This is a genomic window from Pseudomonas monachiensis, assembly GCF_047345015.1.
Lineage (GTDB): Bacteria > Pseudomonadota > Gammaproteobacteria > Pseudomonadales > Pseudomonadaceae > Aquipseudomonas > Aquipseudomonas monachiensis.
This window is the reverse complement of record NZ_CP178857.1, coordinates 4,912,869-4,936,280: the sequence shown is the minus strand read 5'-3', so window position 1 is coordinate 4,936,280 and position 23,412 is coordinate 4,912,869. Positions and strand designations below refer to the sequence as shown.

Below are 23,412 nucleotides of genomic sequence, written 5' to 3'. Positions count from 1 at the left end.
GAAAAGATCGCAGCCTTCGGCAGCTCCTACAGGGACATCGCGTTCATCGGTAGGAGCTGCCGAAGGCTGCGATCTTTTGATTTTGAGGGCTACTCGCTTAAAAACATCTCCCGGGTCAGACCATGCCGCTGCATCTTTTCATTGAAGGTCCGGCGCGGCAGTTGCAGTTCTTCGAGCACCGCTTTCACATCGCCCTTGTGCCGGGTCAATGCCGCACGCAGGCATTGCGCTTCGAACGCTTCCTGTTGCGCCGCCAGTGACTGGCCGGGCTCGATGCCCAAGGGCTCCGGCTCACCGAGCCCCAATACCTGACGCTCGGCGACGTTCGCCAGTTCGCGCACGTTGCCCGGCCAGTCGTGGCTCAGCAAGTGACTCAACTGGGCACCGCTCAACGGTGGAAACTTGCGTCCCAGGCGTTCGGCGGCGTTTTGTGCAAAGGATTCAAACAGCAGGGGTATGTCTTCACGGCGTTCGCGCAAGGGCGGCAGACGTAGTTCCGCGACGTTCAAACGATAGGCCAGGTCTTCGCGGAAACGTCCGGCCCGCGCTTCGTCGAGCAGGTCCGGCTTGGTCGCGGCAATGATGCGCAAATCCACGCGGATGCTCTGGTTCGAGCCCAGCCGTTCAAGCTTCTGCTCCTGTAACACCCGCAGCAGTTTCACCTGCTGGGCCAGGGGCATGCTTTCGATTTCATCGAGAAACAGCGTGCCGCCGTCGGCGTACTCGAGCTTGCCGATGCGCTTGCCGGACGCACCGGTAAACGCGCCGCTCTCGTGACCGAACAGCTCGGCCTCGAACAATTGCTCGGGAATGGCCGCGCAGTTGAGCGCGACAAAGGGCTTGTCGGCCCGCGGCCCGAAGTCGTGCAGGCAACGCGCGACCAGTTCCTTGCCGCTACCGGTTTCGCCGCGAATCAGCACGTTGACCGGCAATGCTGCCAGGTCCAGAACTTGCCGTCGCAGGGTCTGCAAGCCCCGGGACACGCCAAGCAGCGTGGCATCCAGTTTGGCACGGTTGTCCGCCTGCTCGTGCAGCGCGCGGTTCTCCAGCACCAGCCGGCGCTTGTCGAGGGCGCGGCGCAGGCTGCCGAGCAGGGTTTGCGGGCTGAAAGGTTTTTCGAGGAAATCGTAGGCACCGTCGCGCATGGCCTCGACGGCCATCGGTACATCGCCGTGGCCGGTCAGCAGGATCACCGGCAAATCGGCATCCCGGCGTTGCACCTCGGCCAACAGTTCCAGGCCGGTCATGCCGGGCATGCGCACGTCGCTGAGAATCACCCCGGCAAAATGCCTGGGCAACTGCGCCAGGCACTCGTCGGCGCGGCTGAACAACTGCACCTCGAAACCCGACAGGCTCAACCATTGCTCGACGGCACTGCGAATGCTGCTTTCGTCGTCGACCACGATCACTGAGTTCAGCATGGTTCATGCACCTCCAGGTCGATGGGCAAAGTCATGGTAAACACGGCGCCTTTGTCATGATTGTCGGCAGTCAGGCGCCCGCCGGATTCATGAACGATGGCAAAGGACACGGCCAGCCCGATCCCCAGGCCATCGCCCACCGGCTTGGTGGTGAAGAACGGATCGAAGACCTTGGGCAGGTTCTCTTCGGCGATACCGCCACCGTTGTCGATCACGCTCAGGCGCCACAATTGTTCGTCGGCTTCGAGGCGGATTTCCAGGCGTTTGCAGGGTTTATCCTGCATCGCATCGAGGGCATTGCGCAGCAGGTTGATCAGCACCTGTTCCAGGCGAATCGCATCGCCACGCACCCAGGCCGGGCGGGTCAGGTGCAGCACGGTGCTGACCTGTTCGTCGCGCAACCGGGTGTCGAGCAGTTGCAGCGACTGATCCACCACCGCCGCCAGGTCCAGGCGTTCGCGCAAACCGCCGGGGCTTTTGCGGGCGAAGGTTTTCAGATGGCCGGTGAGGGCCGCCATGCGGGTGAGCATTTCATCCACTGGCTTGAGCGCCTTGTAGGCGTCATCGACTCGACCGTGGTCGAGCAACAGGCGCAAGGTCGCCAGTTGCATGCGCTGGGCGGTGAGCGGTTGGTTGATCTCATGGGCCAGGGCGGCGGACATTTGCCCCAGCGCGGCGAGTTTGGCCGATTGCACCAGGCCTTCCTGAGCGGTGCGCAGGTCGCGGGTACGCTCTTCTACAAGCTGCTCGAGTTCTTCGCGACTGCGTTGACGCAGTTTGGCCAGGCGCCAGCGTTGATTGAGAAACAGCAGCAGGAACACCAGGGTCAGCCATAGCCCGGCCGCGGCGAGGGCGGCGTTGCGGCTGTCTTCGAAGGCAACTTGCGGACGCCGCAGCAGGTGCAGCGTCCAGCCTTCGGTGCTCAGCGGCAGGGATTCCCACAGGTAATCGGCCTTGCCGTCCGGGCCATCGACCCGAGCCAGGTCGCTGTTGTCATCGAAGCGCCGCAACGATTGAAACTCAAGTAGCGTCAGCGGCTGCTTGTCGTACTGGCGGGTGGTCTTGAGTTCGGCGTGGTCGCTGTCGCTCAGCGGCTTGAGCAGGCGATAGCGCCAGCCCGGCTGGTTGGCGATGAAGATGATTCCACGTGCGTCGCTGACCAGCAAGGTGTCGCTGCCCTGACGCCACTCGCGTTCCAGTTCGGGGAACTCCAGTTTCACCACCATGGCACCGAGGAACTGACCGTCGTCATCGCTGACCGCGCTGGAGAGGAAGTAGCCGGGAATGCCGCTGGTCACCCCCACGGCATAAAAGCGACCGGTGCCCTGGGTACGGGTCTGGTTGAAATAGGGACGGAAACCGTAGTTGTGGCCGACATAACTGCTGGGCAAACGCCAATTGCTCGCGGCTACGGCCAGACCGGTGCGATCGAGCAGTTCCAGGGTCGAGGATTCGGCGGCGCCGTTGATCTTTTCCAGTTTGCGGTTCAGCGCATCCTGTTGCTCGGGGCTCACCGCCCCCTTGAGCGCCGAGCGCAGCTCCGGGTCCAGCGCCAGCACCGCGGGCAGGGCGCGGTAACGTTCGATCAGGGTGTGCAGGGATGTGGCATACAGCGCCAGTTGCTGATTGGCGCGAGCCGCGTCCTCGACCATTGACTGGCGCACGGTGTGGCGCATCGCCAGGGTGGCGGCGATGGCGGCACCGGCGATGATCAATAAGGTGTAGAGCGCCAGGCGCAGGGGGCGGGAGGTCGTCAACATGCAGTGAACAACAGGCCAAAATGGGGGAAGGCACCATAGCATGCGAAGGGCGGTCTGCTCTCGCCGGAGTACAGATATCCGGCCGAAAAAAAACCGGTCTGTCGTTGCCGACAAACCGGTTTTTTCAGCGGAGCTGAGTGCCGTTTATTGCACTTCCACCGCCAGGCTTTCACTGATCTTTTTCTGCCAGATGGCAGGACCGGTGATGTGTACCGACTCGCCCTTGCTGTCGACCGCAACGGTCACAGGCATGTCTTTGACGTCGAACTCGTAGATCGCTTCCATGCCCAGTTCGGCGAAAGCGACCACGCGGGATTTCTTGATCGCTTGCGCCACCAGGTAAGCCGCGCCACCTACAGCCATCAGATAAACGGCTTTGTGGTCCTTGATCGCTTCGATCGCGGTAGGGCCGCGCTCGGATTTGCCGATCATGCCCAGCAGGCCTGTCTGCTCGAGGATCTGACGGGTGAACTTGTCCATCCGCGTGGCGGTAGTCGGGCCCGCCGGGCCAACCACTTCTTCGCGCACCGGATCAACCGGGCCGACGTAATAGATGAAGCGACCTTTCAGATCGACCGGCAGGGTTTCGCCCTTGTTCAGCATCTCGACCATGCGCTTGTGCGCCGCGTCGCGACCGGTGAGCATCTTGCCGTTGAGCAGGACGGTTTCGCCCGGCTTCCAGCTCTGCACGTCTTCCGGGGTCAGGGTGTCGAGGTTGACGCGACGGGCCGACGGACCGGCTTCCCAGACGATTTCCGGGTAGGCGTCCAAAGGTGGCGCTTCCTGGGCAACCGGGCCGGAACCGTCGAGCACGAAGTGCGTGTGACGGGTGGCGGCGCAGTTCGGGATCATGCACACCGGCAGCGAAGCGGCGTGGGTCGGGTAGTCCATGATCTTCACGTCAAGCACGGTGGTCAGGCCACCGAGGCCCTGGGCGCCGATGCCCAGTTGGTTGACCTTCTCGAACAGCTCCAGGCGCATTTCTTCAATGCGGTTCTGCGGGCCACGGGCTTTGAGCTCGTGAATGTCGATGGATTCCATCAACACTTCCTTGGCCATCACTGCGGCTTTCTCGGCGGTGCCGCCGATGCCGATGCCGAGCATGCCCGGTGGGCACCAGCCGGCGCCCATTTCCGGGACGGTTTTCAGCACCCAGTCGACGATCGAGTCGGACGGGTTGAGCATGGCCATCTTCGACTTGTTCTCGGAACCGCCGCCCTTGGCCGCCACGTCCACTTCCACGGTGTTACCCGGAACGATGGAGTAGTGGATGACTGCCGGGGTATTGTCCTTGGTGTTCTTGCGAGCGCCTGCCGGGTCGGCGAGGATCGAAGCGCGCAGGACGTTTTCCGGCAGGTTGTAGGCGCGACGTACGCCCTCGTTGATCATGTCGTCCAGGCTCATGGTGGCGCCATCCCAACGCACGTCCATGCCCACGCGGACAAATACGGTCACGATGCCGGTGTCCTGGCAGATCGGACGATGGCCGGTGGCGCACATGCGCGAGTTGATCAGGATCTGTGCCATCGAGTCGCGGGCCGCTGGCGATTCTTCGCGCAGGTAAGCCTCGTGCATCGCCTGGATGAAATCCACGGGGTGGTAGTAGGAAATGAACTGCAGGGCGTCGGCAACGCTCTGAATCAGGTCGTCTTGCTTGATCACGGTCATGAGTCGCGCTCCTCTAAAAGACGGGAACATTCAATAAGGTGCTTGCAGCTTGGGTGCATCGGTCGGTTGCAAGCACCTTTCAAGGCACGCCGGGCAAGCTGGCGCGACGCTAAAAAGGCGCGGCAGTATACCGCGCATCAAAGGCCGGCACACGCGCCGGCAGTCAATCGTTGGTCGCATAAGCTCCTGCAAGCGAGACGACCTTGCCCATCCCGAAAATTGAATGGTCATTTATCGGTCACGCAACTAAAGTGACATGCGGTCTGTAGAGTAGGACGCTCTGTCAGTCTCCTTTCATCTGGTGAGTCAACGATTGACCCATAACGCCATCCAGCGCCTGTTGCTCAAACGTTTCGCCCTCGCGGCCGGCACCTATGCCTTGGCATTGCTGTTGCTGTGGCTGGCATTCTTTACCGGTCACTACGATGCACCGCTTTCCAGTGTCGCCATCGGCAGCGCACTGGTGGTGATCAACCAGGCCATCCTGTTCGCGGTGTTCTACAGCGGCTGCAATCTGCGCTTCGCCGACCCCAGCCTGACCGAGGTGCAAGTGTTGCTGGGGCTGGGCTGGCAAACCTGGCTGATTGCCCATCTGGACGAAGCCCGGGGTGCGTTCCTGGTGTTTTACGTGCTGATCCTGCTGTTCGGCCTGTTCCATCTGTCACGCCGGTCTTTAGTACGATGCGCGCTGCTGGTGTTTTTCAGTTTCAGTGCAATCACGCTGTGGGAGGGTTACCACTTACAGCTGCCCGACCCGGCCATGGCGTTGTTGCAGGTCTGTGTGCTGTTCATCGTGCTGGTGTGGCTGGTGCTGTATGCCCGCTATGTCCAGGCTTCGCGACAGCGAATGCGCCAGCGGCGTTTTGCCTTGCAGGCGCACCAGGACACGTTGCGCGGGATGATGCGCCAGCTCGAAGACCTGGTGGCCACTGATGAACTCACGGGTCTGTTCAATCGCCGGCATTTCCTGCGCCTGGCTTCCCGCGAATTGAACGCCATGGACCCGGGTGTCATGCATGGCCTGGCGCTGATCGACCTCGACCATTTCAAACGCATCAACGATCTGCACGGCCATGCCGCCGGCGATCAGGTGCTGCAAGCCTTTGCCGGGGTTGCCAGCGCGTGCCTGCGCGACGGCGATGTTCTGGCCCGCTACGGTGGTGAAGAGTTCGTGGTGCTGCTGCCCGATTGCGATGCCGACAGTCTGACTTCGTGCTGCGAACGGCTGCGCATCGCGTTCACCGATGTCGAGCTGATTGGTCTGAATGTACGCAGCCTCAGCCTGTCCGCCGGCATGACCCTGCTGGAATTGGGCGACGACCTCGATGACGCTCTGCAACGGGCCGATCAGGCGCTTTATCGTGCCAAGCGTGATGGCCGCAACCGGTGCGCGGCAGCGTGGGAGAACGTCGATGCCTGAGCTGCGGGTTGGCGAGCGCCAATGGTCGGTGGCGGCGGGCAGCAATCTGCTCGACGCGCTGAACCAGAACGACGTGCCAGTGCCTTACAGTTGCCGCGCCGGCAGTTGCCATGCGTGCCTGGTGCAGTGTGTGCGGGGGCTGCCGAGCGACAGCCGCCCCGATGCCCTGAGTGCCCGGCAGCGTGAACAGGGCTGGCGACTGGCGTGCCAGTGCCAGGTGGTCGAGGACTTGCAGGTGCACGCCTTCGATCCGCAAACCGATGGTCATCCGGCCGAAGTCGCGGCGATCGATTGGCTGAGTACCACGGTGCTGCGCTTGCGGGTAATCCCCCAGCGACCATTGCGCTACAGCGCCGGTCAACACCTGGTGTTGTGGGCGGGCAGTGTGGCGCGGCCGTATTCTCTGGCCAGCCTGCCGCAGGAAGATCGTTTTCTGGAGTTTCATCTCGATTGCCGCAAACCCGGGGAATTCAGCGATGCCGCCAGGCAATTGCGCATCGGCGATCCGATCCGTCTCGGTGAACTGCGCGGCGGTGCCTTGCATTACGACCCTGACTGGCACACCAGGCCGTTGTGGTTGATGGCGGCCGGCACCGGGTTGGGGCCATTGTTTGGTGTCTTGCGCGAAGCGCTGCGTCAGAATCACCAGGGCACTATCCGCGTCATCCACCTGGCCCATGATGCCGATGAACACTACCTGGCCAAACCCCTGCAAGCCATGGCCGCCAGCCGTCCGAACCTGAGCGTCGAACTGTGGACCCCGGCCGAGTTGCCTGCGGCTTTGGCGCAACTGCGCCTTGTTTCCCGGCAAACCCTGGCCTTACTCTGCGGAGCCCCCGACAGTGTCGACGCCTTTGCCCGGCGCCTGTACCTGGCGGGATTGCCGCGCAATCAACTGCTGGCCGATGTGTTCCTGCCCCGTGGTTGAGCGCTGACTTTTCAGACGCGAGACCTGCCATGACCGATGCCATCCAAGTTGAACGCGAACGCGGCCTGTTGACCCTGCGCCTGAATCGCCCGGACAAGAAAAACGCCCTGACCCGCGCCATGTACAGTCACTTGGCCGAGGCGTTGCAACAGGCTGACAGCGACCCCGGGATCAACGCCGTGCTGATCACCGGCTCTGCCGAATGCTTCACCGCCGGCAACGATATCGCCGATTTCATCCAGCAACCGCCGAATGGACTCGACAGCCCGGTATTCCGGTTCATGCACAATCTGCTCGAATGCCGCAAACCGGTGATCGCTGCCGTGGCCGGAGCGGCGGTGGGCATTGGCACGACGATGTTGCTGCATTGTGATCTGGTCTACGTGAGTCGCGACGCCCGCCTGCGCATGCCGTTCGTCAACCTTGGCCTATGCCCGGAGTTCGGCTCCAGCCTGATCCTGCCGCGTCTGCTTGGGCAGGCCAAGGCGGCGGAGTTGTTGCTGCTGGGTGAAAGTTTCAGTGGTGAACAGGCGGCTGCGTGGGGCATTGCCTGCGAGGCGCTGGGCAGTGGCGAAGAGACCCTGGCCAAGGCGCGGGAGATGGCCCTGCGCTTCGAGTCGCTGCCGCCGGAAGCGGTGCGCATCAGCAAGCAATTGATGAAGGCGCCGGACCGGGAGCTGTTGCGCAAGGTGATTGAGGAGGAGGGGGCGTTGTTTACCCAGCGGCTGCGGTCGCCGGAAGCGTTGGCGGCGTTGACGGGGTTCATCAAGCGGCATTGATTTTTCGCTGACTGTACCGGCCTCTTCGCGGGCAAGCCCGCTCCCACATTGACCGGGGTTGTTCACAAATCATGTGACCAACACAAAACCCTGTGGGAGCGAGCTTGCTCGCGATGAGGCCGGCCTGGACAACACAACGATCGGATCAGAAAGCAAAAAGCCCCGCCATTCACATGGCGGGGCTTTTGTTTTTCGAGCAACCGGTCACTCAGACCATCGGGTCGCCAACGTGCAGGATCTTCATGCCGTTGGTGCCGCCGGTGGTGTGGTAGCTGTCGCCTTTGGTCAGGATGACCCAGTCGCCTTTCTGTACTACGCCGCGCTTGACCAGCTCGTCGATAGCCTTCTGGCTGACTTCGTTCGGCGCCAGCGAAGCCGGGTCGAACGGGATGGTGTACACGCCACGGAACATTGCCGCGCGAGCCTGGGCTTCGCGGTGTGGGGTGAACGCGTAGATCGGCACCGAGGAGCGGATGCGCGACATGATCAGCGGGGTGTAGCCACTTTCGGTCAGGGCGATGATCGCCTTCACGCCCGGGAAGTGGTTGGCGGTGTACATGGTCGCCAGGGCAATGCTCTCGTCGCAGCGCTCGAACTCTTTGCCGATGCGGTGGCTGGAGGTCTTGCTGGTCGGGTGCTTTTCGGCGCCGACGCAGATACGCGCCATGGCCTGAACGGCTTCCAGCGGGTACAGGCCAGCAGCACTTTCAGCCGAGAGCATCACGGCGTCGGTGTAGTCGAGCACGGCGTTGGCTACGTCGGACACTTCGGCGCGGGTCGGCATCGGGTTCTGGATCATCGACTCCATCATCTGGGTCGCGACGATCACTGCCTTGTTGTGGCGGCGTGCGTGCAGAATGATCTTCTTCTGGATGCCCACCAGCTCGGCGTCGCCGATTTCCACGCCCAGGTCACCACGGGCAACCATCACCGCGTCGGAGGCCTTGATCAGGCCGTCGAGGGTTTCGTCGTCGGCCACGGCTTCGGCGCGTTCGATCTTCGCCACCAGCCAGGCAGTGCCGCCGGCTTCGTCGCGCAGTTGACGGGCGTATTCCATATCGGCGGCGTCACGGGGGAAGGAGACCGCGAGGTAGTCGACTTCCATTTCCGCGGCGAGCTTGATGTCGGCCTTGTCTTTTTCGGTCAGGGCCGGAGCGGTCAGGCCGCCACCGCGACGGTTGATGCCTTTGTGATCGGACAGCGGGCCGCCGATGGTCACGGTGCAGTGCAGTTCGGTGGCCGTGGCGGTATCGACGCGCATTACCACGCGACCGTCGTCGAGCAGCAGCTCATCGCCCACGCCGCAGTCCTTGACCAGGTCCGGGTAGTCGATGCCGACCACTTGCTGGTTGCCTTCGGTCAGAGGATGGCTGGTGGAGAAGGTGAATTGATCACCGATCTTCAGCTCGATCTTCTTGTTGGCGAATTTGGCGATACGGATTTTCGGGCCTTGCAGGTCACCCAGCAGGGCGACGAAGCGGCCGTGCTTGGCAGCGAGGTCACGCACCAGCTTCGCGCGAGCCTTGTGCTCGTCGGGAGTGCCGTGGGAGAAGTTCAGGCGGGCGACGTCCAGGCCAGCCAGAATCAGCTGTTCGAGAACTTCCGGCGAGTTACTGGCCGGGCCTAGGGTGGCGACGATTTTGGTACGACGGACGGACATGCAAAGACTCCTGAGTTCAAGCGCTGAGTGAGGCTACTATGCTCCGAAGTTGTAGTCATTGTTCGTTTGCACTACTTATTTCTTTCTTTATTGAACCCTGCAACTTTGCGTCCCGGCAGCCTGAAGATTTCCGGCCATGGGTCGATACAGCGTTCAAGACAGGAGATTTCCCCATGCGTTTCGTTCTCATTGCCGCCCTTGCCATCAGCGCCCTCAGCGTCACGGGATGCACCCGTTGGTCGATGAACCATCATTTGAACAATGCCTACAGCGCCTACGACCGGGGCAATTGCGAGCAAGTGATGCTCGAGTTGTCCAAGGTCGAACGCGACAGCCGCGCGCGGCCTTATGTGTGGCCGGAAGTATCGTTGATGCGCGGCCTGTGCCTGGAGCGGCAGAAGATGTACATCGATGCGGTTCAAACCTATCAGTTCATCATGGCGTCCTACCCTCAGAGCGAATATGCCTACCGCGCCCGTGCCCGCATCGAAACCCTGCAGAGCCTGGGTCACTACCCGATGCGCAGTGCAGCGGCTGTTAAACCTACGCAGTTCTGATGGCGATAACCCTCCAGTCGCTGGCTCACCGGCGGTGCTGAGCTATAGTCCAATGAACCGGTTTTAGAGCCTTGTCCTCTGAACCGGGGCAACACCTGTGACCGGCACAAGCAGGACTCTGCGCTACAAGGACTGGCGCACCGGAAGCGGGGAGAGCGGGCAAAGACTCATGCATACCCGTTCCGAAGCAGTAGTGCGGCTCTGCTTAAGAGCCTTGCATAGCGAAATTGCACATGTTCACTGACCGCCGAATCGAGCGGCATCAACTGCCGTACTTCCTCAAAGTGTTCAACGGCATCACCGGCAAACCCATCGGCTACCTGGGCAATGTCTCCGAAGACGGGCTGATGCTGATCAGCCAGTTGCCGATGATGATCGGCGCGGACTTCAACCTGCGCCTGAAAATTCCCGCCAGCGAAGGTGGCCAGCGAATCATCGACCTGCAGGCCTGTTGCCTGTGGTGCCACGAAGACGCGACCCCCCAACATTACGACGCCGGGTTCAGCCTGCAACGGGCGCCACCGGAATATGGGCAATTGGTGGAGGCGTTGAAGCAGTACTTCAGTTTTCTGCCGTTGCCGGCTTCGGCCTGAGATCAATGGGAACTCGGCTGTGAGTGATTGCTCAGGCTCAGAGTCCGGTTCTTTTCCAGCCCAGGTACCGAGTCACCAGCTCTGCCCCCAACTCACCGGGCCGCGCATCCATCACCAACACTCCATGAGCGTTCAAGCGCTCATGGAGTTCGGCGCGTGCATTGAGGTAGTCCACGGTCCCGCAATAGGCCAGCGCTTCGGACAAGGTCTGCACCGATGACTGACGCAGGGTATCGAGCACGTCTTCGCGCAGGCTCGCGACCAGCACCTGATGCTGCCGGCTCAGGCGGTGGACGGCCGGAAGCAGTTCATCGTCGTCCTCTTCGCGCAGATTGGTCACCAGCACCACCAGTGCCCGGCGTTTTTGCCGTGCCAGCAGTTGCGTGGCCGCGGCTTGATAGTCGGCGCTGCGTTGGCTGCTGCTCAAGTCATAGACGGTGTTGAGCAGGGTGTTGAGATGACTGGTGCCTTTTACCGGCGCGAGGTAGCGCGGCTGTTCGCTGGCAAAGGTACTCAGGCCCACCGCGTCGCCCTGACGTAGCGCCACGTAGCTAAGCAACAGACAGGCGTTGAGGGCGTGATCGAAGTGCGACAGCTCATCATCCTGGCTGCGCATGTGCCGGCCGCAGTCGAGCATGAAAATGATCTGCTGATCGCGTTCGTCCTGATACTCCCGGGCAATCGGCGTGCGCTGGCGGGCGGTGGCTTTCCAGTCGATCTGGCGCAGGCTGTCACCCTCGCGAAACTCGCGCAATTGATGGAATTCCAGGCCCAGGCCCCGCCGTTGTTTCTGGCGGACGCCAAGCTGGCTGAGCCAGTTGTCCACCGCCAGCAATTGCCCTCCATACAAGCGGGCGAAATCGGGATAGACGCGGGTGGCGTCGGGCAGTTCGAGCAAGCGTCTGTCCGACCAGAGCCCCAAGGGACTTGGCAGGCCGACTTCGCAGCGTTCGAAGCTGAAGTGACCGCGCTTGAGCGGGCGCAGGCGATAGCCGGCCAGGCTGTGCTGGCCGGGTTGCAGCTCGACCGTCAGCGGCAGGTGTTCGAAGCTCAGGCCAGGTGGCACATGATCGAAGACTTGTACCTTCAGCGGTTGCGTAAAGTCGTGTTCGACCGTCAGTTGCACCTCGCCCCATCGACCCAGGGCCAGGCTGCCGGGTATCTGGCGTTTCAGCCGGGGCGAAGGCAAGCGCTTGAGGCGAATGGCATCGAGGATGGCCAGGGCCAGCAGCGCCAGGAGCAACCCCCAGTTGATCGCCATGAGATTCGCCGGAACCGCGAACTGCAATGCCCGCAAAGCGCCCGACACAATGGTGCAAGCCAGCAGGATCAATAGCCAGGCGAGCATCAGGCGCGAGGGTTTCACAGGCGCGGCGCCGGCACTTGGTCGAGCATCTGCTGGAGCACCTGATCGACATCCAGGCCCTCGATGTCCAGCTCCGGCGCGATGCGCACCCGATGGCGCAGCACGGCCAGGGCACAGCCTTTGATGTCATCCGGAATCACGAACTCACCGCCGCGCAACAGCGCTCGGGCCCGGGCACATCGCACCAGCGCGATGGATGCGCGTGGGCCGGCGCCGAGGGTCAAGCCGGGCCAATTGCGGGTGGAGCGGGCCAGGCGCACGGCGTAATCGAGCACCTGGTCATCCAGGGCCAGATCGCTGGCGATGCGTTGCAGGGCCAGTACATCCCTGGCCTGGAGCAACGTGCGCATCGGCTGGACATCAAGCATATCGGCCCGGGTCGAGCGGCAGACCTGACGCACCATGTCCAGCTCTTGCCCGGCATCTGGGTAGTCCATGCGCACTTTGAGCATGAAGCGGTCCAGTTCAGCTTCCGGCAAGGGGTAAGTGCCTTCCTGTTCGATCGGGTTTTGCGTGGCGAGCACCATGAACGGTTGCGCAATCGGCAATGGCTGGCCTTCGAGGGTGACTTGCCGCTCCTGCATGGCTTCGAGCAGCGCGGCCTGGGTTTTCGCCGGGGCACGGTTGATCTCGTCCGCCAGTAGCAGGTTGGTGAACAATGGCCCCTTGCGCAGTTTGAATTGCTCGGTCTGCAGGTCATACACGGCATGCCCGGTGACGTCGCTGGGCATCAGGTCCGGGGTGAACTGGATTCGCGCGAACTCACCGCCGAAGCAGCGGGCGAGGGCGCGCACCAACAGGGTCTTGCCCAAGCCCGGTACGCCTTCGAGCAACACGTGGCCACCGGCGATCAGCGCGGTCAGGACGTCGTCGATCACGCAGTCCTGGCCAATCACTGCTTTTTGCAATTCTTTGCGTACGGCCTGGGCCAGATGGCCGGCACGCTGGCGCTGTTGAGCGGCATGGCTCGGTGCGTCGGGCTCGATCGATTGACTCATTACTTCCGGAGCCTTGTTAACAGTTATATGCGTTTTATCTTCCATAAATCAGTCACTTACCTAATCTAACTTTTTTCACGGTTTTTTTGCGTGGAATGAGTGAGTGACTGCCAATCTGCCTCGTTGCAATCCTATGGCAACTCCCTCATTTGAGCGTTCGTCAGAGTTGGAGGTTAGTCTATGACGGTCTGAGGCCACGCGATTTCAGAGTCGATTATGTAACCGAAGAAAATCCAGTTTCTGGTCAAGCTTTCGTTGTGTAATTGCGCTGATTTGACCACCTGTTTGCAGGGGATTTGATAAGGGTGTTTTGTCGCCATGATCAGCAGATAACGTTCGTTTTCTGCCCCTCGTGACAGGCAAGAATCGGCCGAGGTTGTGTAAAAACGGTTTAGAGCAGGTTTGAAAGTCAGAACCAGAACGAAAATAGCGTTTCTACGCAAATTTCAGGTCCGCTGATACACCAATCATTGGCAGATTTACGTAGCGACGCAGACTTCAAAACAGTGTCTGCGTTTTTACACAGCCTGGGCCGAAAGCTGCCGACCATCAAGGGCTGCTACCGACCTGGAGCAGTCGGCGAACAGAGTAATGGCAAATTAATGGCTATGCTTGGTCTGCTGTCGAAACTGATCAGGCAGTCCGGCAGGCTGCGCGGAAATGACCCGCCACGTGCCCTATGTCACCCGACTATTCTGCGTGAAGCATCCAGTTCAGGGGCGCAAATCCGCAACTACACTCGGGAAGACATGGAGCAAACCCTACACCTGCAGGCGCAGGGTTTGGACTAGATCTGTCGGGATCACTCAGGATCGAATCGACTTGCGCTACGGTGCGGCTGGGCACTGCGAAAATGGGGATATGCTCACCCCAGACATGCAGGCCTTGGTCTGCACGCTCGCCAGAGGCGCAGAACGAGGCTGAGGAAATTGAAAGGAACAGAACATCTGGCAAAAGTGATTGCCGACGTTCAGTTCTACAATAGAGAGCGAGGAGAATCGTTACCTGAAACGATGATGTCAAACACAACAAATGAAGCTGATTTCGTTTTCTCGCCGAAATGTTAAGAGACTGCTTCCGAGAGTAAAAAATCTCACCATGAAATTAGCATCGCCAAATGCATTGCTTAGTGTCGAATAGCTGGTTGGCATGACACTCAAGACGTATAGCTTCGGTAGCTATTGCTTGTCTCGGGAGCTTCGCTCACGAAAACCAGCGTGAATCCAGAACAGAAAAAAATTTGGCTAATGCTACGTGCGGTGTGTTCTCAGGTTCAGGTGTCGGCACAAAAGGTTAATTGGTTTCCGAATACCGCTTCTATTGGTCAATTTAGAAGGATTATGTTTGGAGATTGTGAAATGGATTTTTTCAGGAATAAAAGCGCCGCAAAGCAAGCCATACCCACCAGTTCGAATAAGCCACGCTCGACCAAATGGCACCGCATGTACTTTTTTCTTGCTGGATTCGACGTGCTGGTTGTTGTGCTGAGCGTGCTATTGAATCACCTGATCGTCGATACCTATCACCGCTCCATCAAGGCAAACCAGTCGTGGGTCCAACAGCTGTCGAGCTATTCAACGCTGGGCAGCCTGGCTTCCACAGTCAATGCGCCGGGCAATAATGTGTTCGATACACATAATGTTGAAGCCGAATCGCGGAACATGAATGAAGCCTTGCGCGCCTTCAACGAGCATTTGGCAGTGGCCAAAAAACAGTTGGAAGTACGGATCGCCAATGAGGCTGAACACAGTGCAGATATACAAGCCTTTTCCCTTGCATTGAAGGATGAGGTGGGTGCAGTTGATGCCGCGATGGTCGAAATGGTGAACGAGGCCTTGCTGATCTTTTCCTACTTCAGGGAGGGGCAGTCGGATAATGCCGGCAAACGCATGGCAACGATGGACAGGAAGTTTGCCCTGTTGCTCGCCTCACTCAGTACTGTGCGGGATCGCGTTGGCCTGATTCAAAGCAAGCTCCTGGAGGAGGAGCTTGAGTCGGTCGAAGAACTGCGCCGGGTCGAATACGCGATCATGGTGTTCGTGCTACTGATGGTCAGTGCGGCCGTTATCTACGGGGGCAAGATCAGGCGCGAAATGGAGTCGCAAGCAGCCGAAAGGGAAGGTTATCTGGCAGTGCTGCGCGAAAGCGAGAAGCAGGCCCGCCAGCAAGCATCGCTGCTGGACAAGGCCCAGGACGCCATTGTCGTTCACGGGATGGATAATCGCATCCTGTACTGGAACAAAAGTGCCGAGCGTCTCTACGGTCTGTCAAAGGAAGAGGCACTCGGCAAATCGGCACAGGAGTTGATCTACCAGGGTAGCGCCGCTTTCAATGCGGCCACTAACAACCTGATAGATACGGGTGACTGGGCGGACGAAGTTACACTTCGACGCCGGGATGGTTGCACCATCACGCTCGAAAGTCATCGAACCCTGGTGCGAGACGATGATGGCCAGCCGCAATCCGTTCTCTCGATCAATACTGACATCACCCACCGTAAGACCGCTGAGCAAGAGGTCCAGCGTTTGGCTTTCTACGATCAGTTGACCGGGCTGGCCAACAGGCGGCTCATGTTGGACCGGTTACAGCATCTGCTGGCGGGCAGCTCCCGTAGCCTGTATACGAGCGCGATAATTCTCATTGACCTGGATAACTTCAAGGCACTGAACGACACGCTGGGGCATGACAGAGGCGACATGTTGCTGCAGCAAGTTGCTCTGCGCCTTTGCGGCTGCATACGCGAGAGCGACACCGTGGCTCGCCTGGGCGGAGACGAATTCGTCGTCCTGCTGGGTGGCCTTAATGAGAGTCCTCCAGAAGCAGCTATCCAGGCCAAGGCTATTGGCGAAAAGATTCTCAACTCTCTGAACATTTCCTACCAGTTGGATGGATATGAGCACCACAGCACCCCCAGCCTCGGCATTGCGCTGTTCCAGGGGCAGCTGAGCACCGTGGACGATATTATGAAGCGCGCTGACCTGGCGATGTATCGCGCCAAGGCGGCGGGCCGCAATACCATGCGCTTCTTCGATCCGGAAATGCAGGCGGTTGCCACGGCACGGGCCAGACTGGAAGTAGACTTGCGCCAAGGCTTGCGGGACAACGAATTCCTTCTTTATTACCAGCCGCAGGTGAATAGTGAGGGCCGTATCATAGGCGCAGAGGCACTGATGAGATGGCAGAATCCTGAGCGCGGAGTCGTGTTTCCAGGCGAGTTCATTCCATTGGCAGAGGAAACGGGGTTGATTCTGCCGTTAGGCCGTTGGGCGCTGCAGGCAGCCTGCACTCAGCTGGTTGCCTGGGCAAAGCATTCGGAAACCGCCCGACTGGGTATGGCTGTGAATGTCAGCGCCCGCCAGTTTCACCATCCGGACTTCGTCGAGGAGGTACTGCAAGTACTGAGATACACGGGGGCCGATCCGAAGAAATTGAAACTGGAACTGACCGAAGGCCTGCTGATAGAGGATATGGAAGGTACTGTCGCCAAAATGATCGAGTTGAAAGAGATTGGCATAGGCCTTTCGCTGGATGATTTCGGAACCGGCTACTCGTCACTGTCATACCTGAAGAGCCTTCCGCTGGATCAACTCAAGATCGACCAGTCCTTCATCAGAGATGTGTTGGTTGATCCCAACGACGCCGCCATCGCCTGCGCGATTGTGAGCCTGAGCCAGATATTGGGGCTTTCGGTGATTGCAGAAGGTGTGGAGACAGAAGCTCAGCGCACCTTTCTGGTCAAGCATGGCTGCCAGACCTACCAGGGCTTCCTGTTTTCCCCGCCACTGCCAGCCGAACAATTTGAGGAGTATGTTCACGATAGATTAATGGCGAGCACTGATTTCTCACGGACCACGACTAAATCGCCATAACTTCGCAGGGCGATATCATCCGCCATTACGCTAGGGGAACCGCCGCCATCAGCAACCACCTGTACTTCATATCCATCGCGCACCAGGCTCAGCGCCGGATAGACCGTGCATACGTCATTGGTGACCCCGGCGATGATCAGTCTCTTGCGCCCCGTAGCCTTGACCGCTGAGGCGAAGTTCTCATCGTCCATGGCGTTGACGATAAACAACATCTCAGGCTATGAGCTCGTAAGGGGCTGTCTTCTAATACAATGGGAATCTAACGCTTGTTAGGTGCCAGATCATAGGGCGCTCCTCAAGGTTTGCAGGTGGGCGACCTGACGGCTGAATTCAACGCTGGAAAGCCGTTGTTTCGGCCGCGGGCTCATGGCCTGGCTGATGGCGCGTGTGGGTTGGCCGGTCAGGCGCGCGAGCACCAGCCATTGTTCGGCAACACCGAGCTGTTCAAAACCGGGGTGGCGACGCCGCACACGCCGCAGGATGTCTTGCTGCAAGGCTTGCAGCAGGCCGGCCTGACCGTTGCGGCGCAACAGGAAGTCGGCACTGGCGCGCAGGTGTTCCTGCAGTTGTCGGCGCGCTTTCGGCGCCGGTTCCAGCAATGGACCCTGACGCACGCCAAAGTGCCAGAAACCCAGGCCGATCAAGGCGAACAGCGCGACAAGCGCCTGGGGGAAATAACGCAGCAGCAAGGTCAGCAGGCTGTCGTGATCGGTGTTGAATATTAGTGTCACGCGGGTGTCGGCGGTCAGGTACCAGAGCAGCCAGGCGTTATCGTACCGGTCGATGGCCGGGGTTTTCCACAGGTCGGCATCGGTGACCACGATGATCGAACCGAGCCCGTGGTCGAGTTGCATCATGTGGGTGGCCCTGGCGCTGTTGGCCCAGGCCAGGGCGAGGTTTTTCGGGTCTTCGAGATGGAACGCGGTATCGAAACCGGCATAGGCCGGGGCGTCTTCGTCTTCCAGGTAGAGCTTGGTCAGTGGCGGGTACGGATCATCACCGACACCCGGCGGTGGGGCCTTGAGGTCTTTGCTCAGGGACTGGTGCAGTTGCACCTTGTCGAGCAGCAGGTCATTGCTGTGGCCGAGCTTTTCATCCCACAGCGACTCGGCGACGAACAGAAGGCGCCCGCCGGCCCGGGTCCAGTTCATCAACTGGTCGATCTGCCGTGGACTCATGTTGCCGCGTTCCCCGAGCAACAGCAGGCTGTGTTGGCGAGGGTCGAGGCTGGGCAGGATGTCGAGGCCATTGGCGTGGTCGACGCTCAGGCCTTGTTTGCGCAGGAACAACTCTGCCGCCAGATAAGGGTTGGCATTGGCTTCGGGGGAGGGGCCGTGGTCGATTTCGGTCTGGTAGGGGGTAGCCTTGAGGTACAGATAAACGCTCAGTGCAGCCAGCAACACGGCAACCAACGCACCGGCTATCGAGCCCCAGCGCCGGCTCAACGGGCAGTCTCCGGGCCGAACAGAACACGCCAGCCATTACACAGTTCCTGCTGCACCTGAGCGGGCGGCAGGCGATGCCCGTAGGCCATGTTTTGCCAGTGCCCGGTCAGGTTTTGGCTGTAGGCCAGCAAGGCCGGTTGTTGCAGTAGTTCGACACGCCGAAGCACCTGGCCTTCGGTGTCGGCGGACTTGAGCGCGATGTTGAAGTCGTGCAGCAGACGGCTGAGCAGGGCGCGATAAAGCAAACCAAGCGCTTCGCGTGGATGAGTCTGCCAAAGACTTTCGGCGTGGGCGGCGATGTCGCTGGGCAGGGACTCGGGCTTGAGGTCCAGGCCGAACGCCTGCGGCGGTAACGGTCCCGTGGCTTTGTTGACGGGGATCGGTCGGCGGCTGACGAAGGCCTGTAACCAGTCACGATAGCGCCAGATCAACAGGCCGACGGCCCCAATGACGATGCCCCACAGCACGATTTCAATCAGGGTCGCCAATGCCCCGAAGCCTCGTCCCTCGAACAGCTTCAGCAGGGTCTTCAACCATTTCGGTGTCTTGCCATCGTCCGTGGCGCCAGCACTCGATTGCTCTTCGCCAAAGCGGTAGCGCGTGACCGACTCCCGGTTCTTGAAGGGCGGCTGTTCGAGGATCGCCTTGATGCTGTCCCTGGAGGCCTGGCTGGTCAGGGGCTGATCCAGCAGGCGCGGGCTGTCGGGTGAGAGGGCCGGCTCCGTGGCCCATGCGGTGTGGGTGGTCGGCATCAGCACAATCACGGCCATCAACAGGACAGCGCTTGCACCGACCAGACGCTGGCGCATTCGACGGAACACCAGTTCGATATCCCAGGCCTCCAGCACGGTGCGTCGGTTGAGGTACAGGCTGAAACCGCAGGCGACATAGATCGGTTCCCAGACCACCAGCACCAGCGCATAAAAGGCGTTGGTCAGGTGTTCCAGCCAGCGCCAGTCCTGGGTGGCCGCCGAGATCAGCGACTGCCAGCTCCAGTCGAGCGCGACCTGTTGTGGCAGCAATAGATAGAACAACACCATCAAGCCGGTCCACAACGTGCCTTCCAGGTGCGCGCCGATGATTGTCAGCCAGCGTGCGGCGCCGGCGTCTCGCTGCAACAGCACCTGTATCCGCTGTTGCCGTTGCTGCCCATCCAGTCCTTCGAGTTGCATCACCGGCATCAGGAAACTGCGGGGCAAGCTCAGGCGTCGCCAGGTCAGGCTGGCCAGCAATTGCGGTTTGAGCAGGCGTGGCCATTGGTGCAGGGCCTGCTTGAGCGTAGGCGTTTCACCGAACATGGCTTTGGACAGGATGTACAAGGGCAGGCGTTCGAACGCCGGCTTCAGCCACCAGAAAATGAACACCGCTAGAGAGGGCGAATCCCAGAGCCCCCAACTGAGCAGCGCGAAAACCGGCAAAGTAACCAGGGCCCAACTGGTCATTAACAGGCGTCGATGGCGTTGGCTCAGGAGCACCCCAAGATCCATGGCTTCCCAGTTCGAACGTGGGCGAATCACCACCGTGGCGTCACTCAGGCGCATGGCGGTGACGTCCGGCGAACACGAGATAAACCACCACCAGCAGCCAGAGCGCCGCGCCGACCAGGTACTTGGTCTGGTGCGAAGGGCCGGTCTTCGACGACCAATAGGCTTCGATAAAGGCCGCGATCAACAGAAATAGCATGGCCCCGCAGATCAGCAGCACGCTCTTGCCCGCTGCCAATTGCAAGGCCTCGGCGCGTGGCAGGCGCCTGGGGGCGACCAAGGCCCAGCCCAGCTTCAGACCGGCGGCACCGGCCAGGGCGATGGCGCTGAGTTCGAAGGCGCCATGGCCGATCACGAATGACCAGAAGGTTTGCCCATAGCCGACGTAGGTCAGATGCCCGGCCACCGCCCCGATCATCAGGCCGTTGTAAATCAGGAAAAACACACTGCCCAAACCAAACAGCAAACCGCTGGCGAAGGTCTGAAAGGCAATGCCGATGTTGTGCATGATGTAGTAGCCGAACATCGCCCAGTCCTCACTGGCGGCTCGCCCCGCCGTGCGCCCGAGGTGACCGGCAACGGGGTCGTACATGCTTTGCATCTCGCTGACCTGCGCGGCGGGGATCAGGTTGTAGACCAGCTCGGGGTACAGGTACACCAACAGCGCGAAGCCGGCCAGGCTGCCAAAGAACATCAGGCTGGCGGCGAGGACAAAACGCCATTGTTCGCGCACCAGTCGCGGAAAGTCAGCCATGATGAACGCCAGCACATTGGCCCCCAAACGGCTGCGATGACGGTAAAGCTGTTGGTGTCCGCGCAGCACTTGTTGCTGCAGGGAGTCGATCAGAAAACTGCTGTAGCCACGCTCCCGTGCCAGTGCCAGGTGTTGGCAGAGACGTCGGTAGTCCTTCGGGAAACTGCCGGCGTCGGTGCTTTTGCCGTCCCGTTCCAACTGCTCGAGCAGGTGGGCGAAATGCTCCCATTCGGCCTTGTGCCGGCTTTCAAAAAGGCTTTGCTTCATGTCGGCCCCAACAAGCCGCGGGCGATGCCGTTGAGCTCGGTCACCACCTGTGGGGGCTGGACTTTCAAGGGTTGGGCGAGAATCGAAGCCAGTTCTTTGACCCGGGCTGCGGAGAGTTCACCCTGGCGCTCGGCAAACCCGAGAATGGCCCGTTGTTCGGTGAGTGTCAGGACAAAGGCCGGGCGACGCGACTGGGCTTCGGGGAGCTGGGGGCGGGTGTGCGGTCGTTCGCGGTAGATCACCAGGGTCCCGGCGGCGATATCGCCGAGGCGCTTGAAGTGGGGGTGTTGCAGGCAACTGACGGCCCCGAGGAAGTAACCGAATGGCAGCAGGTCGACAACGCGCAACAGGTTGCGCAGCAGCGACGCCGACCAGCCGACCGGGGTGCCATCGTCGTGCACCACCCGCAAGCCCATCCATTGTTTGCCCGGCGAGCGGCCGTGGTTCAGCACCTCGAACAGCACCATGTACCACCAACTCACCACGAACAGCAGGATCGAGCCGAGCCCGGCCCCCAGTTTGCCGAGCATCGCCAGCACAATGAACAGCACGCCCAGGACCAGGCCGCGCAAACCAAGATCGATGGAGAATGCCAGCGCACGGACCATCAACCCGGCCGGCCGCAGTGGCAGATCGATGCCTTCCGGCGTTTCGACCTGGTACCGCGTATCCAGTGGCGGTGACAGCGGCGCATTCCGTGGCTGTGCTGTTGTCTCGAGCATGGGCAACCTGACGATGTGGCCTTATTCGGGATAGTGTATCCATTCGATGCTAGCAGCCTATTCGAGGGGCGGGGGCGGGAGGAAACGACATAACTATGTATTGCATGGTGAGCCGCGCAAGGTGTTTGAATGACAAGACTACTGGCCGGGGCGGGAGGTGAACGCCTAGACTTTGCCGATCTTCAGTTCAGGAATCGCCCGTGACCTCCATCTTCTGGTACGACTACGAAACCACTGGCATCAACCCCCGTTGCGACCGTCCGTTGCAAATGGCCGGCTTGCGCACTGACTTCGATCTCAATGAAATCGATGAGCCGGTCAATCTTTACTGCCAGCCCAGTGATGACATCCTGCCGCATCCGGCTGCCTGCACGATCACGGGGATCACCCCCGGGCAACTGCAGGCGCAAGGCTTGAGCGAAGCCGATTTCATGACCCGTGTGCATGCCCAGCTCTCGGCGCCCGGTACCTGTGGCGCGGGGTATAACACCCTGCGTTTCGATGACGAGATGACCCGCTACAGCCTGTACCGAAACTTTTTCGACCCCTATGCTCGGGAGTGGCAGGGCGGTAACAGTCGTTGGGACCTGATCGATGTGGTGCGCGCCGCTTATGCCCTGCGCCCCGATGGCCTGGTCTGGCCGACCGATGACGAGGGGCGGGTCACGCTCAAGCTCGAGCGCCTGACCGCTGCCAATGGCATCGATCATGGCAATGCCCACGAAGCGCTGTCGGATGTTCGCGCGACAATCGCCCTGGCGCGCCTGATACGGGAAAAACAACCGAAGTTGTACGACTGGCTGTTTCAACTGCGCAGCAAACAGAAAGTCATGGACCAGATACGCCTGCTGCAACCTTTGGTACATGTTTCCGGACGTTTTTCGGCCGCGCGCAGCTATGTGGGTGTGGTGTTGCCGCTGGCCTGGCACCCGCGCAACAAGAACGCCCTGATTGTCTGTGATCTGCACCTCGATCCCCAGGGCCTGCTCGACCTGGATGCCGAAAGTTTGCGCCAGCGCTTGTATACCCGCCGCGACGAGCTGGCCGAGGGCGAGTTGCCGGTGCCATTGAAGCTGATTCACATCAACAAGTGCCCGGTAGTGGCTCCGTTGTCGGTACTTCGCCAGGAAGATCAGCAGCGTCTGGGATTGGATATGGCGCTGTATCAGCAGAGGGTGTCGCAGCTCAATGACGCCCGGAAAGTTTGGCAGGATAAAATCCTGGCGATTTATGCGCGCGAAGATTTTTCCCAGAGCCAGGATCCGGAGCAACAGTTATATGATGGATTTATCGGTGATCGGGATCGACGATTGTGTGAACAAGTCAGGACCGTTGACCCGATGCAATTGGCACAAGAGCAGTGGCCTTTCGATGACGAACGTTTGCCTGAATTGCTGTTTCGATATCGCGCACGCAACTTTCCCGACACGTTGAATTCCGAAGAGCAAGAACGCTGGCGAATATTCTGTCAGAAACGTTTGTCAGACCCAGAATGGGGTGCGCCAAATACCCTTGATAGTTTTGTGGACGCCGCGGCCCAATTGAGCGTTAGTGCTACTGCGTTTCAGCAGGGGGTGCTCGGTGAGTGGCAGGATTATGTCCAGGGACTGCGCAAGCGTTTGAGTCTTTGAAATCGAACATGCCGGGGCTTAAACACCGCGCATAAAAAACGCCAGCATTTGCTGGCGTTATTTTTTGTCACGGATCCATCTGCGACAAGC

At 60.3% G+C, this 23,412-nt stretch carries 17 protein-coding genes and 1 pseudogene; 7 read left to right on the top strand and 11 right to left on the bottom strand.

Features of this window, described 5'->3' with window-relative positions; translation table 11 throughout:
* Window positions 1-89 precede the first annotated feature (89 nt).
* From ACMDB8_RS22065 to ACMDB8_RS22055, 3 genes are all read right to left on the bottom strand, one after another.
* Window positions 90-1,421, bottom strand: a complete 1,332-nt coding sequence (locus tag ACMDB8_RS22065; protein WP_056726092.1) for a sigma-54-dependent transcriptional regulator — start codon at window positions 1,419-1,421, stop codon at window positions 90-92.
* Window positions 1,415-3,181, bottom strand: coding sequence for a sensor histidine kinase (locus ACMDB8_RS22060; RefSeq protein ID WP_409078385.1), 1,767 nt, complete (start codon window positions 3,179-3,181; stop codon window positions 1,415-1,417). The genes ACMDB8_RS22065 and ACMDB8_RS22060 overlap by 7 nt, the downstream gene beginning before the upstream one ends.
* Before the next feature lie 144 nt (window positions 3,182-3,325).
* Complete coding sequence (locus ACMDB8_RS22055) at window positions 3,326-4,849, bottom strand: fumarate hydratase (protein WP_056726089.1); 1,524 nt, start codon at window positions 4,847-4,849, stop codon at window positions 3,326-3,328.
* 313 nt (window positions 4,850-5,162) lie between these two features.
* Here ACMDB8_RS22055 and ACMDB8_RS22050 point away from each other — a divergent pair, with 313 nt between their 5' ends.
* From ACMDB8_RS22050 to ACMDB8_RS22040, 3 genes are read left to right on the top strand one after another with little or no spacing between them, the layout of a single operon-like run.
* On the top strand, window positions 5,163-6,269 hold the full coding sequence (locus ACMDB8_RS22050; RefSeq protein ID WP_056726088.1) for a GGDEF domain-containing protein: 1,107 nt from the start codon (window positions 5,163-5,165) through the stop codon (window positions 6,267-6,269).
* Window positions 6,262-7,197: an iron-sulfur-binding ferredoxin reductase gene (locus ACMDB8_RS22045; RefSeq protein ID WP_056726087.1), complete on the top strand. Its 936-nt coding sequence runs from the start codon at window positions 6,262-6,264 to the stop codon at window positions 7,195-7,197. Before ACMDB8_RS22050 ends, ACMDB8_RS22045 begins: the two co-directional genes overlap by 8 nt.
* 29 nt (window positions 7,198-7,226) lie before the next feature.
* A complete protein-coding gene (locus ACMDB8_RS22040; RefSeq protein WP_056726086.1) occupies window positions 7,227-7,976 on the top strand; it encodes an enoyl-CoA hydratase-related protein in 750 nt (249 codons plus the stop codon).
* Window positions 7,977-8,184: 208 nt separating this feature from the next.
* On the opposite strand, the gene pyk is transcribed toward ACMDB8_RS22040, so the two are convergent.
* On the bottom strand, window positions 8,185-9,636 hold the full coding sequence (gene pyk / locus ACMDB8_RS22035) for a pyruvate kinase (RefSeq protein WP_056726085.1): 1,452 nt from the start codon (window positions 9,634-9,636) through the stop codon (window positions 8,185-8,187).
* 173 nt (window positions 9,637-9,809) lie between these two features.
* Between pyk and ACMDB8_RS22030 the strand changes: the two genes are divergently transcribed.
* Together ACMDB8_RS22030 and ACMDB8_RS22025 are read left to right on the top strand one after the other, a co-directional pair.
* Window positions 9,810-10,193, top strand: a complete 384-nt coding sequence (locus tag ACMDB8_RS22030; protein WP_056726084.1) for a tetratricopeptide repeat protein — start codon at window positions 9,810-9,812, stop codon at window positions 10,191-10,193.
* A 233-nt stretch (window positions 10,194-10,426) separates the two neighbouring features.
* Window positions 10,427-10,786 (top strand): PilZ domain-containing protein, encoded by a 360-nt coding sequence (locus ACMDB8_RS22025; RefSeq protein ID WP_056726083.1) that lies wholly within the window; start codon window positions 10,427-10,429, stop codon window positions 10,784-10,786.
* Window positions 10,787-10,823: 37 nt separating this feature from the next.
* Here the strand turns inward: ACMDB8_RS22025 and ACMDB8_RS22020 are convergent, their stop codons facing one another.
* Both ACMDB8_RS22020 and ACMDB8_RS22015 read right to left on the bottom strand, forming a co-directional pair.
* On the bottom strand, window positions 10,824-12,152 hold the full coding sequence (locus ACMDB8_RS22020; RefSeq protein WP_056726082.1) for a DUF58 domain-containing protein: 1,329 nt from the start codon (window positions 12,150-12,152) through the stop codon (window positions 10,824-10,826).
* Window positions 12,149-13,150: an AAA family ATPase gene (locus ACMDB8_RS22015; RefSeq protein ID WP_056726081.1), complete on the bottom strand. Its 1,002-nt coding sequence runs from the start codon at window positions 13,148-13,150 to the stop codon at window positions 12,149-12,151. Before ACMDB8_RS22015 ends, ACMDB8_RS22020 begins: the two co-directional genes overlap by 4 nt.
* Before the next feature lie 1,358 nt (window positions 13,151-14,508).
* Between ACMDB8_RS22015 and ACMDB8_RS22010 the strand changes: the two genes are divergently transcribed.
* Window positions 14,509-17,019 (top strand): putative bifunctional diguanylate cyclase/phosphodiesterase, encoded by a 2,511-nt coding sequence (locus tag ACMDB8_RS22010; protein WP_223541156.1) that lies wholly within the window; start codon window positions 14,509-14,511, stop codon window positions 17,017-17,019.
* A 2-nt stretch (window positions 17,020-17,021) separates the two neighbouring features.
* On the opposite strand, the pseudogene ACMDB8_RS22005 reads toward ACMDB8_RS22010, so the two are convergent.
* From ACMDB8_RS22005 to ACMDB8_RS21985, 5 genes and pseudogenes are all read right to left on the bottom strand, one after another.
* Window positions 17,022-17,228: pseudogene (locus ACMDB8_RS22005) on the bottom strand (isochorismatase family protein); the annotation flags it as partial.
* Between the two features lie 72 nt (window positions 17,229-17,300).
* A complete protein-coding gene (locus ACMDB8_RS22000; RefSeq protein ID WP_223541145.1) occupies window positions 17,301-18,464 on the bottom strand; it encodes a DUF4350 domain-containing protein in 1,164 nt (387 codons plus the stop codon).
* A complete protein-coding gene (locus tag ACMDB8_RS21995) occupies window positions 18,461-20,005 on the bottom strand; it encodes a DUF4129 domain-containing protein (RefSeq protein ID WP_409078384.1) in 1,545 nt (514 codons plus the stop codon). The genes ACMDB8_RS22000 and ACMDB8_RS21995 overlap by 4 nt, the downstream gene beginning before the upstream one ends.
* A complete protein-coding gene (locus ACMDB8_RS21990; protein ID WP_409078383.1) occupies window positions 19,992-20,969 on the bottom strand; it encodes a stage II sporulation protein M in 978 nt (325 codons plus the stop codon). The genes ACMDB8_RS21995 and ACMDB8_RS21990 overlap by 14 nt, the downstream gene beginning before the upstream one ends.
* On the bottom strand, window positions 20,966-21,691 hold the full coding sequence (locus tag ACMDB8_RS21985; RefSeq protein WP_409078382.1) for an RDD family protein: 726 nt from the start codon (window positions 21,689-21,691) through the stop codon (window positions 20,966-20,968). The genes ACMDB8_RS21990 and ACMDB8_RS21985 overlap by 4 nt, the downstream gene beginning before the upstream one ends.
* Before the next feature lie 200 nt (window positions 21,692-21,891).
* Here ACMDB8_RS21985 and sbcB point away from each other — a divergent pair, with 200 nt between their 5' ends.
* The gene (sbcB, locus tag ACMDB8_RS21980; RefSeq protein WP_056726076.1) at window positions 21,892-23,322 is read left to right on the top strand and encodes an exodeoxyribonuclease I; all 1,431 of its coding nucleotides are present in this window, start codon (window positions 21,892-21,894) and stop codon (window positions 23,320-23,322) included.
* Window positions 23,323-23,412: the final 90 nt, after the last annotated feature.

Bases quoted from the DNA above. Each gene is read 5' to 3' on its own strand.
- pyk (WP_056726085.1), bottom strand. From the start codon at position 9,636: ATGTCCGTCCGTCGTACCAAAATCGTCGCCACCCTAGGCCCGGCCAGT.
- ACMDB8_RS22045 (WP_056726087.1), top strand. From the start codon at position 6,262: ATGCCTGAGCTGCGGGTTGGCGAGCGCCAATGGTCGGTGGCGGCGGGC.
- ACMDB8_RS22030 (WP_056726084.1), top strand. From the start codon at position 9,810: ATGCGTTTCGTTCTCATTGCCGCCCTTGCCATCAGCGCCCTCAGCGTC.
- ACMDB8_RS22040 (WP_056726086.1), top strand. From the start codon at position 7,227: ATGACCGATGCCATCCAAGTTGAACGCGAACGCGGCCTGTTGACCCTG.
- ACMDB8_RS22025 (WP_056726083.1), top strand. From the start codon at position 10,427: ATGTTCACTGACCGCCGAATCGAGCGGCATCAACTGCCGTACTTCCTC.
- ACMDB8_RS22065 (WP_056726092.1), bottom strand. From the start codon at position 1,421: ATGCTGAACTCAGTGATCGTGGTCGACGACGAAAGCAGCATTCGCAGT.
- ACMDB8_RS22055 (WP_056726089.1), bottom strand. From the start codon at position 4,849: ATGACCGTGATCAAGCAAGACGACCTGATTCAGAGCGTTGCCGACGCC.
- ACMDB8_RS22060 (WP_409078385.1), bottom strand. From the start codon at position 3,181: ATGTTGACGACCTCCCGCCCCCTGCGCCTGGCGCTCTACACCTTATTG.
- ACMDB8_RS22015 (WP_056726081.1), bottom strand. From the start codon at position 13,150: ATGAGTCAATCGATCGAGCCCGACGCACCGAGCCATGCCGCTCAACAG.
- ACMDB8_RS21990 (WP_409078383.1), bottom strand. From the start codon at position 20,969: ATGAAGCAAAGCCTTTTTGAAAGCCGGCACAAGGCCGAATGGGAGCAT.
- ACMDB8_RS21995 (WP_409078384.1), bottom strand. From the start codon at position 20,005: ATGCGCCTGAGTGACGCCACGGTGGTGATTCGCCCACGTTCGAACTGG.
- ACMDB8_RS21985 (WP_409078382.1), bottom strand. From the start codon at position 21,691: ATGCTCGAGACAACAGCACAGCCACGGAATGCGCCGCTGTCACCGCCA.
- ACMDB8_RS22010 (WP_223541156.1), top strand. From the start codon at position 14,509: ATGGATTTTTTCAGGAATAAAAGCGCCGCAAAGCAAGCCATACCCACC.